The organism is Pseudomonas sp. D8002 (assembly GCF_013385695.1).
In the GTDB taxonomy this organism is placed as follows: Bacteria; Pseudomonadota; Gammaproteobacteria; order Pseudomonadales; family Pseudomonadaceae; genus Aquipseudomonas.
This window is the reverse complement of the sequence record NZ_JACAPM010000032.1, coordinates 1-13,507: the sequence shown is the minus strand read 5'-3', so window position 1 is coordinate 13,507 and position 13,507 is coordinate 1. Positions and strand designations below refer to the sequence as shown.

Here is a 13,507-nt window from a genome sequence, read left to right as displayed (position 1 = left end):
GGGTGGAGTCGGGGCAAACAGGCGGGTACGGGCGGACATCGGGAATCACCATTGTTGTTGTTAACAACCGGTCTGTTGCCGGTAGTGGTGGGCGATCCTAGTCCCGGAAGCTTTCAGCCAGCTTTCGCTTGAGAAACGGGCTACGTTGAATGGACGACTGGTCCTGTATGAAATAAGGATGTGGGAGACAGAGCATGCATGAGCAACACCAAGGCGGCTGCCATTGCGGGCGGGTGCGTTATCAGTTCAGCGGGGCGTTGGTGGATATTGCCCACTGCCACTGTTCGATTTGCCGGCGGGTCAGCGGCGGCTTGGTGACAACCTGGATCACCCTGCCCCGTTCCGCGTTCGCCTGGGTGGCGGGAACGCCGGCGCAGTACGAATCTTCGCCGACATGCGTGCGGTATTTCTGTTCTAACTGTGGGGCGCATTTGGCGCTGGTAACGCAACTGAGTACCGAGAGTATCGATGTGACCATCGCAACCCTGGATCACCCGGAGCTGGCCCCGGCAGATCGGCACATCTGGGTAGAGAGCCGATTGCCGTGGTTACACCTGGATGAGCAACTACCGGAAGAAGCCGGAGAAGCGCTCTAGGGCAGTTCGAACCCGCCGGAGGCCTTGTGCAGTGCGCGCAAGTGCTCGCCTAGCTGCTTGAGGTTGGCTTCACATGCGGCAATCTCCGCCGCGCGTGCCGGTTCCAGCAGCGCCCTCACCTCTTTGTCCAGATCGCCGGTCAGCGACTGCAACTGCTTCTGGCGCGCGGCGCTCTCTGATTCCAGGCGTTTGGATTCTGTTGGTTGTGGCAAGCCGTAACCGCTGGTGCCCAGAAGCTCTGCCGGGCGACTGAGGAAGCCACTGTTGGCAAGGATCTGCTGCAACGTCGCGTTGGCCTTTTCCATGCCGCCGTTCTTCAGCTCGCGGGCGCCAAGGTAGCGTTGCTTGACTTCATCCTGGGCCAGCATGAGCTGCTTGCGGAAGCTCGCCTGTTCCAGCAGCAACAAGGCGGCGCTGGCGCGCAGGTCGGCTTCGGCGAACCATGGGCGGCGCTCTTCGGCACTCAGTGACAACCAATCCTCCACTTCAGCCTGTTTGATCGGCAGGCGCTTTTTCAACACCTCGAACATCGCCTGGTAGCGCTCGCGGAAGGAGTCGAAGTGATAGCCGAGGCGCAGCGCGCGTTTTTTGTCGTCCAGTACACTGGTATCGGCCAGGCCTCGGCCCTTGAGGACTTCCAGCAGGCCATTGGGCGTGATGTTGTCCAGGCCGGTCAGCTGCGGGTTGGCGCTGCCGCTGCGTAACAGTTTCAGGCTCTCGACTGCGCAGTTGTTGGAGATGAAGAAGTAGTTGCCGTCGTAGCTCCAGTGCATTTCGGCGGCGTGTTCGACGGTATCGTTGATCTCCTGGCGCGTGAGCTTCAACGGCACCGACGCCAGGCCGCGCAGCTCGGTCTTGGTGTACTCGTCAATGACCTGAGACAGCGGCAGCACGAACAGCCGCGACGGGTATTTGCCGATCAGGCCGTCCCAGCTCGACAGTTGCACGTCACCGACAAACGCGCGGTAGGACAACACCAGGTGCTGGTCCAGGTCCAGGCGGCAGTCCGGGCCCCGTGGCCGGCCGGGGGCGCAGATCACCAGGCGCAGCATGCTGTGGCCCCAGCGACTCACGAGGTTCTGGTTGGCTTCGGCCAGCAGGTAGTCGATTTCGTAGACCCGCTCGGGGTCGACCTGGCCCAGTGGAGTCTTGGCGAAGTCGTTGCCGGCGTTGAGGAAGGCGTAGGTTTTGGCACAGGTGTCCTTGGCGGGCGGCGCCCAGCCAAAGTGTTCCTTGTAATAGCGGTACAGCGAAGGCCGGCGGCAGGCATAGCTCGGGTCGAGGAGGAAGTACTCCATGTTGACGGCGACGAATTCCAGCGGGCTGGTGGTTTCGTAGATGTCCGGGCTGCGGGCGACCTGATGGTTGTTCTGTTCACGTTCGCCGCGACGGCCGACGTATTGCGGCCACCCGGCGAGGTCCAGCAGGCGTGGGTCATCGCTGAGGGTAAAGCGGCGGTCGTTCTGGCCCCGGCATTGATCGGGCAGGCCGATCAGGCCGGTGATGTTGTTCTGGCGGCTGCAACGCTGGATCAGCTTGCGGTCGGCGCTGGACCACAGGCGGGCACGGTCATAGATGTGGGTCAGTTCATGCAGCACGGTGGCGAGCATTTCCCGGCGCACGGTGCCGTGGGGGCGATTGGTTTTTTGCGTCGCGGCACTGCCGTCGGTAAGGCTTTCCAGCAAGTTGCTGTTGAGGTCCAGTTCGGACACCAGCGAAGCCTGGCCGTAGGCGTTCTCGGGCATCTTGTCGGTCCAGCCGACGTCGATGGTCCGGTCCAGTTGCTCGATGAAGCGCGGCGGCAACGCCTGCATCGCTTCATCCAGCAATGCCTGGCTCGCCTGCTGCTGGGCCGGGCTCAAGCCATCGGTCTTGAGCCGCAGTTGCAGGGCGGCCTGAGCCGCGCTGGCGCCCAGCAGCAAGGTGCCGGCCAGTAGCCAGGCGGCAATGCGCCTCACAGAGAGAGGATAGCTTCGGCGAGGACCTGGTCGCTGGCGTCGCGGGCTTCCGGCACGCGGGTTCGCAGGGTGTCGAAGGCGGCTTCCAGTTGAGCGCCACGAATCTCGCCATTGCTGGCGACGAAACTGGCGGCATCGTCGTGGGCTTCGCGTACGACTTTGGAGTCGCGGATGGACGTGGTGGTGTCCGAGGTGAAATCGATGGTACGGGCCGAGGCTCGGACGATGATGTTACTGGTGGCCTTCAGGGTTTGTGCCTGGGCAACACCGGCCAACAACAGCAGGCCGAGAGCGGCGGCGATCAGCGGGCTACGCATGGAATGACTCCGAAATACAAAGATGATTATTGGACGAGAATTGCTTGCGCCAGTTCAAGGTCACTGGCGTTAAGTTTTGGCTGGGTATGGCGCAGATAATCCAGCGCTGATTCCAGTCGGGCTCCCCGCCATTGGCCGTCAGTGGCAATGAAAGCGGCAGCGTCATCCTGGGCGGCCAGTATCAGTTTATGGTCGAACGGTGCGGAGGTCACTTTGCTGGTGGCATACGCACTGACAACGAGGCTCTGGGTGGACAGGTCAAAGGCCGGAGCTTGCGTGGACCAGCAGGTGCAAAACACTACGGGAGCGATCAACAGGCGGTATGAAAAAGCCATGGGACTCGACAACTGAAAACGAGCGCCAAGGCTAGCGCAATGCCCGGGCGAGAGCCAGCGCGGAGGGTTCGGGGAGCGCCTGGCGCCCCCTTTATCCCACCTGCGGTCAGATGGCCAGGATCGCCTGGGCCAGCTGCGCGTCAGTCGCGGTATTCAGTTGTGGAGCCTGTTGGCGGATCTGGGCCAGGGCGCTTTCCAGTTTTACGCCACGGATGGCGCCTTCGCTGGCAACGAAGCTGGCGGCGTCGTCACGGGCGGCACGTACGACCTTGTTGTCACGCAGGGAGGAAGTGGCATCGGAGGTGGCGTCTGAGGTGGCTTTCAGTGCGCCGACGATCGAATCCGTGGTCACGATCAGGCTGGAGGCGTTGGCATTGGCAGCCAGGGCCAACAGGGCTGCAGCGCTCAGCAGGTGAAGACGGGACATGGGGTGACTCCTGTAAATGAACGAAAGGGTGGCACAAAGCTACTGCTTGAGCAGCGAGACCATGGGCATCAGACGCCCGTTCTACAGGGTTCGCCACGTGGTAGCCGGATATTAGCCGCCGCTTATCTGTTCGGATAGCTTCCTGCGGTGATTACTCGCGCCAGAACGATTTGGCCAGCTCAGATGCCCGGTCGCCGTGACTGATACCCGCATCGGACAATTCCCGCGGATCCGGTTGAGCCAGCAGCCTGCGTGTGCGGGCCCATTGCCCCCAGCAGACGAGTGCTGCAGCGGTGCGCTTGAGTAGCTGTATCAACCGAGGGTGTTGCTGGTTTTTGGTATTCATGACGCGCGCCTTTCATGAGGTCCTGGAACACCATCTTGGGCTGGAGGGTGCTACCGGTACAGATACACGCGGGTTAAATTGTACTGCTTAATTGTTATATTTTTTAAACTGTATCGGTCTGTAGAAAGCCGACTGTTTCCGCCATTGAAAATCCAAATCCCAGAAACAGCAGAACCCGCCGCCGGTTACCCGGGGCGGGTTCTGCTTTAACAATTCGGAGTGCTGGCGGTGGACCCGGTGGGTCAGGGCCAGCGGACGCTAATTAGCGCCAGAACGGCTTGCTCAGCTCTTCGTAGCGTTGTGCTTCGCTGATACCGGCGTCAGCCAGCAGACGCGAATCCAGACGAGCCAGTTGATGGCGGCTGGAGATGCGGCGCTGCCACAACATCAGGTTGGCGAGAACGCGCAGAGGCAGGGAAGCCTGGGTGTTTACAGCTTTTTCTTCGAAGAACAGATCGGAACTGAGTGTACGTTCCATGATGACATCCTTCCGCTTGTGGCGGGATTAGGTAGTGGTTTAACTGGTGCCAATGATCCTCCTCCCAGGCAAGACTCTCTAGATACAGTTCACCTGTATTGTGAGGGGCCAGTTAACTGTTTATAGGGGCTGTACTGTACGAAATTGGGGCAACTGTACCTGTCGGCACTTTTATGGTGCGTTTTAGGCGTTTATGGAGTTCGAGGTAGGATATTTCAGTAGGAAATGACCGGTACAGCAGTACAGTTTTTTATAAAAGTTGGGCTCGGAAGCTCGGGCTGATGAAACTGTGTTTGCATCAGCCCGAATCTGTATCAATCACGCCTTCAGCATATGCCCGGTTTCTTCCAGGTTGATGTGCCAACTCAGTGCTTCTCGCAGGATATGCGGGGTGTGCCCGCCCAGCACACAGGCTTGGGTGAAGTAGGTGTTCAGGGCATCGCGGTACGCCGGGTGCACACAGTTGTCGATGATGACCCGAGCCCGCTCCCGCGGCGCCAGGCCCCGCAGGTCCGCCAGGCCGACCTCGGTCACGAGGATGTCGACGTCATGCTCGGTATGGTCCACATGGCTGACCATTGGCACCACGCTGGAAATCGCGCCGGCCTTGGCAATCGACTTGGTGACAAAGATCGCCAGGTGCGCGTTGCGCGCGAAGTCGCCCGAGCCGCCAATTCCGTTCATCATCCGGGTGCCGCAGACGTGGGTGGAGTTGACGTTGCCATAGATGTCGAACTCCAGCGCGGTGTTAATGCCGATGATGCCCAGGCGCCGCACCACTTCCGGGTGATTGGAGATTTCCTGGGGCCGCAGCACCAATTTGTCTTTGTAGCGCTCCAGGTTGCCGAACACGTCGGCGTTGCGCCGTTCCGACAATGTGATCGAACTGCCTGAGGCAAAGCTCAGCTTGCCTGCGTCGATCAGGTCGAATGTGGAATCCTGGAGGACTTCCGAATACATCGTCAGGTCTTCGAAGGGCGACTCGATCAAACCGCACATCACCGCATTGGCAATGTTGCCGATGCCTGCCTGCAGCGGGCCGAGCTTGTTGGTCATGCGTCCGGCGTCGACTTCTTCTTTAAGGAAGTTGATCAGGTGATTGGCGATCGACTGGGTGTCGCTGTCGGGCGGCGTCACGGTGGAGGCCGAATCCGCCTGATTGGTGATGACGATCGCGACGATCTTTTCCGGCGGAATCGGAATCGCGGTGCTGCCGATACGGTCGTCCACGGCCACCAGCGGAATTGGCGTGCGGGTCGGGCGATAGCTCGGGATATAGATGTCGTGCAGGCCTTCCAGGTTCGGGTTATGCGCCATGTTGATCTCGACGATCACCTGCTTGGCGAAAATCGCGAAACTGGCGGAGTTACCCACGGAAGTGGTTGGCACAATGTGGCCTTGCTCGGTGATCGATACGGCTTCGATCACCGCGATGTCCGGTAGCTTGAGCTGATTGTTGCGCAGCTGCTCGACGGTTTCCGACAAATGCTGGTCGATAAACATCACCTCGCCGGCGTTGATCGCCTTGCGCAGGGTGCTATCTACCTGGAATGGCATGCGTCGCGACAGTACACCGGCTTCGGTCAGTTGCTTGTCCAGGTCGTTGCCCAGGCTGGCGCCGGTCATCAGGGTAATTTTCAGCGGTGATGTCTTGGCGCGTTCGGCCAAGGCGTGGGGCACGGCCTTGGCTTCACCGGCGCGGGTGAAGCCGCTCATGCCGACGGTCATGCCGTCCTGGATCAGTGCGGCAGCGTCAGCCGCGCTCATGACCTTGTTCAACAACGAAGGCAAGCGGATACGATCACGGTACATGGATTGTTATCTCGGGCTACGGAAGCAAGATGCGCAGTCTAGTGATTTCAAAAAATTTCGTCCCGCTACCATGGTCGAATGCCAGGCAGCGATTTAGAGCCTTTTGTCGGTTTTTACCGGTAATAAAAAACCCCAGCCTACTAAAGGCCAGGGTTTTGGGTATTGCGCTGGCGCAGTGTTTATTCGACGGCCTTGACCATGTCTTCGATGACCTTCTTGGCGTCGCCGAAGACCATCATGGTCTTGTCCAGGTAGAACAGTTCGTTGTCCAGGCCGGCATAGCCGCTGGCCATCGAGCGCTTGTTGACGATGATGGTCTTGGCCTTGAACGCTTCGAGGATCGGCATGCCCGCGATGGGCGACTTGGGATCGTTCTTGGCGGCCGGGTTGACCACGTCGTTGGCGCCTAGCACCAGCACCACGTCGGCCTGGCCGAACTCGGAGTTGATGTCTTCCATCTCGAACACCTGGTCGTAAGGCACTTCTGCCTCGGCCAGCAATACGTTCATGTGACCAGGCATACGGCCTGCAACCGGGTGGATCGCGTACTTCACGGTCACGCCGCGGTGGGTCAGCTTCTCGGTCAGCTCTTTCAGCGCATGTTGTGCCCGTGCCACCGCCAGGCCGTAGCCCGGTACGATGATTACGGTATCGGCGTTGGTCAGCAGGAAGGTTGCATCGTCAGCCGAGCCGGATTTCACCGGGCGCGCTTCTTTCGAGCCGGCCGGGCCGGCGGCGTCTGCCGTGTTGCCGAAACCGCCGAGCAGTACATTAAAGAAGGAGCGGTTCATCGCCTTGCACATGATGTACGACAGGATCGCACCGCTTGAACCCACCAGCGAACCGGCGATGATCAGCATCGAGTTGTTCAGCGAGAAGCCGATCCCCGCCGCAGCCCAGCCGGAGTAGCTGTTGAGCATCGAGACGACCACCGGCATGTCGGCGCCGCCAATCGGGATAATGATCAGCACGCCCAGCACGAACGCCAGGGCCAGCATCAATGCGAAGGCGCTGAGGTTGCCGGTGAACATGAAGGCCAGGCCCAGGCCCAGCGTCAACAGCCCCAGCACCAGGTTCAGCTTGTGCTGACCGCCGAACTGTACTGGTGCGCCCTGAAACAGGCGGAACTTGTACTTACCCGACAGCTTGCCGAAGGCGATGACCGAGCCGGAGAACGTAATTGCACCGATGGCTGCACCGAGGAACAACTCCAGGCGGTTACCGGCGGGGATCGAATCCCCCAGGTGTTTCACGATACCCAGCGACTGTGGTTCCACGACTGCGGCGATGGCGATAAACACTGCAGCCAGGCCGATCATGCTGTGCATGAACGCCACCAGCTCCGGCATCTTGGTCATTTCCACGCGCTTGGCCATGATCGAGCCGGCGGTGCCGCCGACCAGCAGGCCAACGATGACGTAGCCAATTCCGGCAGTGGCCAGCTCGGCGCCGAGCTTATAGATGAGGCCCACGGTGGTGAGCACTGCCAGCGCCATGCCGAGCATGCCGAACAGGTTGCCGCGCCGGGACGTCGTCGGGTGTGACAGGCCTTTAAGGGCCTGGATAAAGCAGATCGACGCGATCAGGTAGAGCGTCGTGACCAGATTCATGCTCATGACGATGGCGCCTCTTCTTTTGCTTTCGGGGCTTTCTTCTTGAACATCTCAAGCATCCTGCGGGTAACCAGGAAGCCACCGAACACGTTGACCGCCGCGAGGGCTACGGCCAGGGTGCCCATGGTCTTGCCCAGTGGTGTCACGGTGAGTGCGGCTGCCAGCATGGCGCCGACGATCACGATCGCCGAAATTGCGTTGGTCACGGCCATCAGCGGGGTGTGCAGGGCCGGGGTGACGTTCCAGACCACGTGATAACCGACATAAATCGCCAGCACGAAGATGATCAGGTTGTAGATACCGGGGGAAATAAGCTCTTCCATCGTCTGAATCCCTGCTTAGGCGTTTTTGCGGATGACTTGGCCGTCGCGGCACATCAGGCACGCGGCGACGATGTCGTCTTCGAGGTTGATTTCAAACTGCCCTTCCTTGGTGAAGACCAGCTTCAGGAAGTCCAGCAGGTTGCGTGCGTACAGCGCCGAGGCATCGGCGGCGACGGCGCCGGCCAGGTTGGTCGGGCCGCAGATGGTCACACCGTTTTCCACGACCACCTGGTCTGCCACGGTCAGCGGGCAGTTGCCGCCCTGGGCTGCGGCGAGGTCGATGACCACCGAGCCTGGCTTCATCTGAGCGACGGTCTCGGCGCTGAGCAGGGTCGGTGCCTTGCGGCCCGGAATCAGTGCGGTGGTGATGACGATGTCGGCTTGCTTGGCACGTTCATGCACGGCCAGGGCCTGGCGCTGCATCCAGCTTGTTGGCATTGGGCGCGCGTAACCGCCCACGCCAACCGCGCATTCACGTTCTTCATCAGTTTCGTATGGCACGTCGACGAACTTGGCGCCCAGGGATTCGATCTGTTCCTTTACCGCCGGACGCACGTCGGACGCTTCGATGACCGCACCCAGGCGTTTCGCGGTAGCGATCGCCTGCAGCCCTGCTACACCAGCTCCAAGAATCAGCACGCGAGCGGCTTTCACCGTACCGGCGGCGGTCATCAGCATTGGCATGAAGCGTGGGTAGTGATGGGCGGCGAGCAGTACAGCCTTGTAGCCGGCAATGTTTGCCTGGGAAGAAAGCACATCCAGGCTCTGCGCGCGGGAGGTGCGCGGCGCGGCCTCAAGGGCAAAGGCCGTGATGCCATGCTCGGCCAGTCGAGTGATGGTTTCGTTGCTGAACGGATTGAGCATGCCCACCAGCACTGCGCCGCTTTTGATCAGCGTCAGTTCGCTGTCAGTGGGGGCGACCACCTTGAGGATCAGCTCGGCGCCGAATGCATCACTGGCGCTGCCAATGGTTGCGCCCGCTGCTTCATAGGCACTGTCGACGACACTGGCATTGATGCCTGCCCCGCTTTGCACAGTGACCTTGTGGCCCTGGCCGATCAGCTTCTTGATGGTTTCCGGGGTGGCAGCCACCCGCGTTTCACCGGTCTGGGTTTCGAGAGGAACACCAATGTGCACGTCAAATCTCCTGCATGATCTTTTTGCTTTGATTTTTGTAAAAGGCCAGTGCGCCACGACAGGCGAATCTGGGCGGCCGATCAGCACGATCCCGCTGAAATACAGCGGGGCGCGGCATTTTGCAGGCGAACTTTACGGCCTTCAAGAGATTATGACGGGTGACGAAAAATTAACTACAAGTCACCCCGTGACCGATTGTCGCAATGGATAGATTAAATTCGTTTAAATACAGGAGATTAAAGAGTTTTTACCGAAATATCAGCGCTTCTCCATCGCCGACGTGAATGCTTGGGCATCGCTGCAATTTTATGGCTACAGGCCAATACCTACATGGCTTAAAGGCCATTTCAGGGTCAAAAGATGCGGTCTTCTAAATTGCGACATATATATACATATGTAGGTATTTTATTTTGTTGACTACAAAGTTAATAAATTGACGAAGACCCTTTAGATATTGGGGTTGTAACGATGCGACTGATCAATCAGCCAGTCTCTGAACGCATGCAGAGAAGCTGATTCGACCTTTCTCTCGGGAATCATCAGGTAGTAAGCCTTTGAGCTCGCCAGTACCTGAGGGCTGGCAATCACCAAGTGCCCATCGCTCAGTTCCCTTTGAATAAGGAACGGCGGTATCAGTGCAATGCCCATATCGTGCATGGCTGCCTGGGACAACATGGAGAATAGCTCGTAACGCGGGCCTGTCATGTCGCGGGGTATGTCCAGCTGTTGCGCGTTGAACCACTGGCGCCAGGCATAGGGTCGAGTGGTTTGTTGCAGCAGGGGCAGTTCGGCGATTTCGTGTGCAGTGAAGTGCGTGCGATCGCCCAGCAAGCGCGGGCTGCATACCGGGAGCGGGTTTTCTCCCATCAGTTTGTGGGATTCGGTACCGGACCAGTCGGCATCGCCAAAGTAGATTGCCGCGTCGAATTCGGTATCGGCGAACAGGAAAGGCCGTGTGCGGTTGGTCAGGTTGACGGTGACTTCGGGATGCTGGTGCTGAAAGTCCTTGAGGCGCGGGATCAGCCATTGGGTGCCGAAGGTCGGGACCACCGCCAGTTCAATAACGTTGGTGCCCTGCTGTCCCATGATCGAAAGGGTGTCGCGTTCCACGGCGTCAAGTTGCGTAGCCACCCGGCGACTGTAGGAAAGCCCTGCTTCTGTCAGTTTCACGCCCCGGCGCGAGCGTCGAAACAGCTCGACACTTAAAAACTCCTCAAGACTGGCGATTTGTCGGCAGATTGCGCCCTGGGTGATCGAAAGCTCCTGTGCCGCCTTGGTAAAGCTCTCGTGGCGGGCTGCAGCCTCGAAACTGACCAGCGCCGTGGTGCTGGGAATTTTTCTGCGCATGTACCGTGACCTCACAAGTAAAGAGCATCTATGCCGCTTTTGAATGTTACGGAGTGAGAAATTAGCACAAGGCTATGCAAAATCCTCGTTTGCCCTCCTCGCCTGCCCGGCCTAGGCTCCATGCACGACTTTTGATTTACTTCGCGAGGACTCACTCATGGGCGGTAAGGCAAGCTTCAACTGGATCGATCCACTGCTGCTGGATTCACAGCTCACCGAAGAAGAACGCATGGTGCGCGACAGTGCCGAACAGTTCGCCCAGGACAAGCTGGCGCCCCGTGTTCTCGAAGCCTTCCGCCATGAAAAGACTGACCCTGCGATCTTCCGCGAAATGGGTGAGACCGGCCTGCTGGGGGCGATGATTCCAGAGCAGTACGGTGGCAGTGGATTGAACTACGTCAGCTATGGCCTGATCGCTCGTGAAGTAGAGCGTGTGGACTCTGGCTACCGTTCGATGATGAGTGTGCAGTCCTCACTGGTGATGGTGCCTATCAATGAATTCGGTACCGAAGCGCAAAAGCAGAAATACCTGCCGAAGCTGGCCTCTGGTGAATGGATTGGCTGCTTTGGCCTGACCGAGCCTAACCATGGTTCCGACCCGGGCGCGATGATTACCCGCGCGCGCAAAGTGGATGGCGGCTACAGCCTCACTGGCAGCAAGATGTGGATTACCAACAGCCCGATTGCGGATGTGTTCGTGGTGTGGGGCAAGGACGATGCGGGCGACATTCGCGGCTTCGTGCTGGAAAAGGGTTGGAAAGGCCTGAGTGCTCCGGCGATCCACGGCAAGGTCGGATTGCGCGCCTCGATCACCGGTGAAATCGTCATGGATAACGTGTTTGTTCCTGAAGAGAACATCTTCCCGGATGTGCGTGGCCTGAAAGGACCGTTCACTTGCCTTAACTCGGCACGCTACGGGATCTCGTGGGGTGCCTTGGGGGCCGCGGAGTTCTGCTGGCATACCGCGCGTCAGTACACCCTTGATCGCCAGCAGTTCGGGCGGCCTTTGGCGGCTACTCAACTGATCCAGAAGAAGCTCGCAGACATGCAGACTGAAATCACCCTGGCGCTGCAAGGATGCCTGCGGTTGGGTCGTATGAAGGATGAGGGCACTGCGGCTGTGGAAATCACCTCGATCATGAAGCGTAACTCGTGTGGCAAGTCGCTCGACATTGCCCGGATGGCGCGTGACATGCTCGGTGGTAACGGCATCTCGGATGAGTTCGGCATTGCCCGCCACCTGGTCAACCTTGAAGTGGTGAATACCTATGAGGGTACTCACGACGTGCATGCATTGATCCTGGGGCGAGCGCAAACCGGTATTCAAGCGTTCTATTAATAGGAGAACGACCATGGGCGCGCTTTCGCACCTGCGGGTACTGGATTTGTCGCGAGTGCTGGCGGGCCCTTGGGCCGGGCAGATACTTGCAGACCTTGGCGCTGAAGTGATCAAGGTCGAGCGGCCCGGGAATGGCGACGACACTCGTGCCTGGGGGCCACCCTTCCTCAAGGATGCGTATGGGGAAAACACCACTGAGGCGGCGTATTACCTGTCTGCCAATCGCAACAAGGAATCGGTGACGATCGACTTCACGCGGCCGGAGGGCCAGAAGCTGGTGCGTGACCTGGCGGCGAAGTCCGACATTCTGATCGAGAACTTCAAGGTAGGCGGCTTGGCGGCCTATGGGTTGGACTATGAGTCGCTCAAGGAGATCAATCCGGAGTTGATCTACTGCTCGATTACCGGGTTTGGTCAGACCGGGCCCTATGCGACGCGGGCGGGCTACGACTTCATGATCCAGGGGCTTGGCGGGCTGATGAGCCTGACTGGCCGCCCGGAGGGTGAAGACGGCGCCGGGCCGGTTAAGGTTGGAGTGGCGCTGACGGATATTCTTACGGGGCTTTACTCGACAGTTGCGATCCTGGCGGCCATGGCTCACCGGGATCATGATGGTGGCGGCCAGCATATCGATATGGCGTTGCTGGATGTGCAGGTGGCTTGTCTGGCTAATCAGGCGATGAACTACCTGACGACGGGCGTCTCTCCAAAGCGCCTGGGTAACGCTCATCCGAATATCGTTCCCTATCAGGATTTTCCTACGGCGGATGGCGACTTCATTCTTACTGTGGGTAATGATGGGCAGTTCCGCAAATTTGCCGAAGTGGCTGGGCAGCCCCAGTGGGCGGATGATCCTAGGTTTGCTACTAATAAGCTGCGAGTGGCTAACAGGGCGGTGCTGATTCCGTTGATCCGTCAGGCTACCGTGTTCAAGAGCACGGCTGAATGGGTAGTTCAGCTGGAGCGAGTAGGTGTGCCTTGCGGCCCGATCAATGACCTGGCGCAGGTGTTTGCCGATCCTCAGGTAAAAGCGCGCGGGTTGGCGATGCAGTTGCCTCATGCGTTGGCTGGTACTGTGCCCCAGGTGGCAAGTCCTATGCGCCTGTCCAAGACGCCTGTTGAATACCGCAGCGCACCTCCGCTGTTGGGTGAGCATACCCATCAGGTGCTGCAGCAAGTGCTGGGTTTGACGCCAGCGAATGTGTCGGCTTTGAGGGAGGCCGGGGTCATCTGAAGCTTCTCTTCTATATAGAGGGTTGTTGAGGCTCTCTATATGGAGGGAAGTTGGTCGGTTTTTAGCCAGAAATGCCTATTTGATAGAAAAGCTGAATTAAGGGTTGACGGCAGATTCTGGAAGTCTATAATTCGCCCCACTTCCGGCGCAGTCGAAACGGAAAACTCCTTGGTAAACAATGAGTTATGTAGGTTTCGACAACGAGTTGCTTCAGATCATCGAGGCCCAGAAGGAGTTAGTAAGGC

14 protein-coding genes are annotated in these 13,507 nt (G+C 59.0%); 3 read left to right on the top strand and 11 right to left on the bottom strand.

Annotated elements, in window-relative coordinates:
• The first annotated feature begins 194 nt into the window (after positions 1-194).
• Positions 195-596, top strand: coding sequence for a GFA family protein (locus tag HX807_RS18105; RefSeq protein ID WP_087694541.1), 402 nt, complete (start codon positions 195-197; stop codon positions 594-596).
• Here HX807_RS18105 and HX807_RS18100 read toward each other — a convergent pair.
• The 11 genes from HX807_RS18100 to HX807_RS18050 form a co-directional block, all read right to left on the bottom strand.
• Positions 593-2,554: a DUF4105 domain-containing protein gene (locus HX807_RS18100; RefSeq protein ID WP_003214762.1), complete on the bottom strand. Its 1,962-nt coding sequence runs from the start codon at positions 2,552-2,554 to the stop codon at positions 593-595. The genes HX807_RS18105 and HX807_RS18100 overlap by 4 nt on opposite strands.
• Positions 2,551-2,871: a DUF2388 domain-containing protein gene (locus tag HX807_RS18095; protein WP_003214760.1), complete on the bottom strand. Its 321-nt coding sequence runs from the start codon at positions 2,869-2,871 to the stop codon at positions 2,551-2,553. The genes HX807_RS18100 and HX807_RS18095 overlap by 4 nt, the downstream gene beginning before the upstream one ends.
• A 26-nt stretch (positions 2,872-2,897) precedes the next feature.
• On the bottom strand, positions 2,898-3,206 hold the full coding sequence (locus tag HX807_RS18090) for a DUF2388 domain-containing protein (RefSeq protein WP_008439654.1): 309 nt from the start codon (positions 3,204-3,206) through the stop codon (positions 2,898-2,900).
• A 106-nt stretch (positions 3,207-3,312) separates the two neighbouring features.
• The gene (locus HX807_RS18085; protein WP_008439660.1) at positions 3,313-3,633 is read right to left on the bottom strand and encodes a DUF2388 domain-containing protein; all 321 of its coding nucleotides are present in this window, start codon (positions 3,631-3,633) and stop codon (positions 3,313-3,315) included.
• A 151-nt stretch (positions 3,634-3,784) separates the two neighbouring features.
• Complete coding sequence (locus tag HX807_RS18080) at positions 3,785-3,979, bottom strand: DUF1127 domain-containing protein (RefSeq protein WP_177050641.1); 195 nt, start codon at positions 3,977-3,979, stop codon at positions 3,785-3,787.
• 262 nt (positions 3,980-4,241) lie between these two features.
• Entirely contained in the window at positions 4,242-4,457 is a 216-nt protein-coding gene (locus HX807_RS18075) for a DUF1127 domain-containing protein (protein ID WP_003214752.1), read from the bottom strand.
• Between the two features lie 318 nt (positions 4,458-4,775).
• The gene (locus HX807_RS18070; protein WP_177050639.1) at positions 4,776-6,269 is read right to left on the bottom strand and encodes an acetyl-CoA hydrolase/transferase family protein; all 1,494 of its coding nucleotides are present in this window, start codon (positions 6,267-6,269) and stop codon (positions 4,776-4,778) included.
• A gap of 179 nt (positions 6,270-6,448) precedes the next feature.
• Positions 6,449-7,885: an NAD(P)(+) transhydrogenase (Re/Si-specific) subunit beta gene (locus HX807_RS18065; protein ID WP_003214748.1), complete on the bottom strand. Its 1,437-nt coding sequence runs from the start codon at positions 7,883-7,885 to the stop codon at positions 6,449-6,451.
• A complete protein-coding gene (locus HX807_RS18060; RefSeq protein WP_008439664.1) occupies positions 7,882-8,205 on the bottom strand; it encodes an NAD(P) transhydrogenase subunit alpha in 324 nt (107 codons plus the stop codon). The genes HX807_RS18065 and HX807_RS18060 overlap by 4 nt, the downstream gene beginning before the upstream one ends.
• A 15-nt stretch (positions 8,206-8,220) precedes the next feature.
• Positions 8,221-9,342: a Re/Si-specific NAD(P)(+) transhydrogenase subunit alpha gene (locus HX807_RS18055; RefSeq protein ID WP_177050638.1), complete on the bottom strand. Its 1,122-nt coding sequence runs from the start codon at positions 9,340-9,342 to the stop codon at positions 8,221-8,223.
• 447 nt (positions 9,343-9,789) lie between these two features.
• Complete coding sequence (locus tag HX807_RS18050; protein WP_003214745.1) at positions 9,790-10,689, bottom strand: LysR family transcriptional regulator; 900 nt, start codon at positions 10,687-10,689, stop codon at positions 9,790-9,792.
• A 157-nt stretch (positions 10,690-10,846) separates the two neighbouring features.
• Between HX807_RS18050 and HX807_RS18045 the strand changes: the two genes are divergently transcribed.
• Both HX807_RS18045 and HX807_RS18040 read left to right on the top strand, forming a co-directional pair.
• The gene (locus tag HX807_RS18045) at positions 10,847-12,028 is read left to right on the top strand and encodes an acyl-CoA dehydrogenase (RefSeq protein ID WP_010168706.1); all 1,182 of its coding nucleotides are present in this window, start codon (positions 10,847-10,849) and stop codon (positions 12,026-12,028) included.
• A 13-nt stretch (positions 12,029-12,041) separates the two neighbouring features.
• On the top strand, positions 12,042-13,262 hold the full coding sequence (locus HX807_RS18040) for a CaiB/BaiF CoA-transferase family protein (protein WP_134325507.1): 1,221 nt from the start codon (positions 12,042-12,044) through the stop codon (positions 13,260-13,262).
• Positions 13,263-13,507 lie beyond the last annotated feature (245 nt).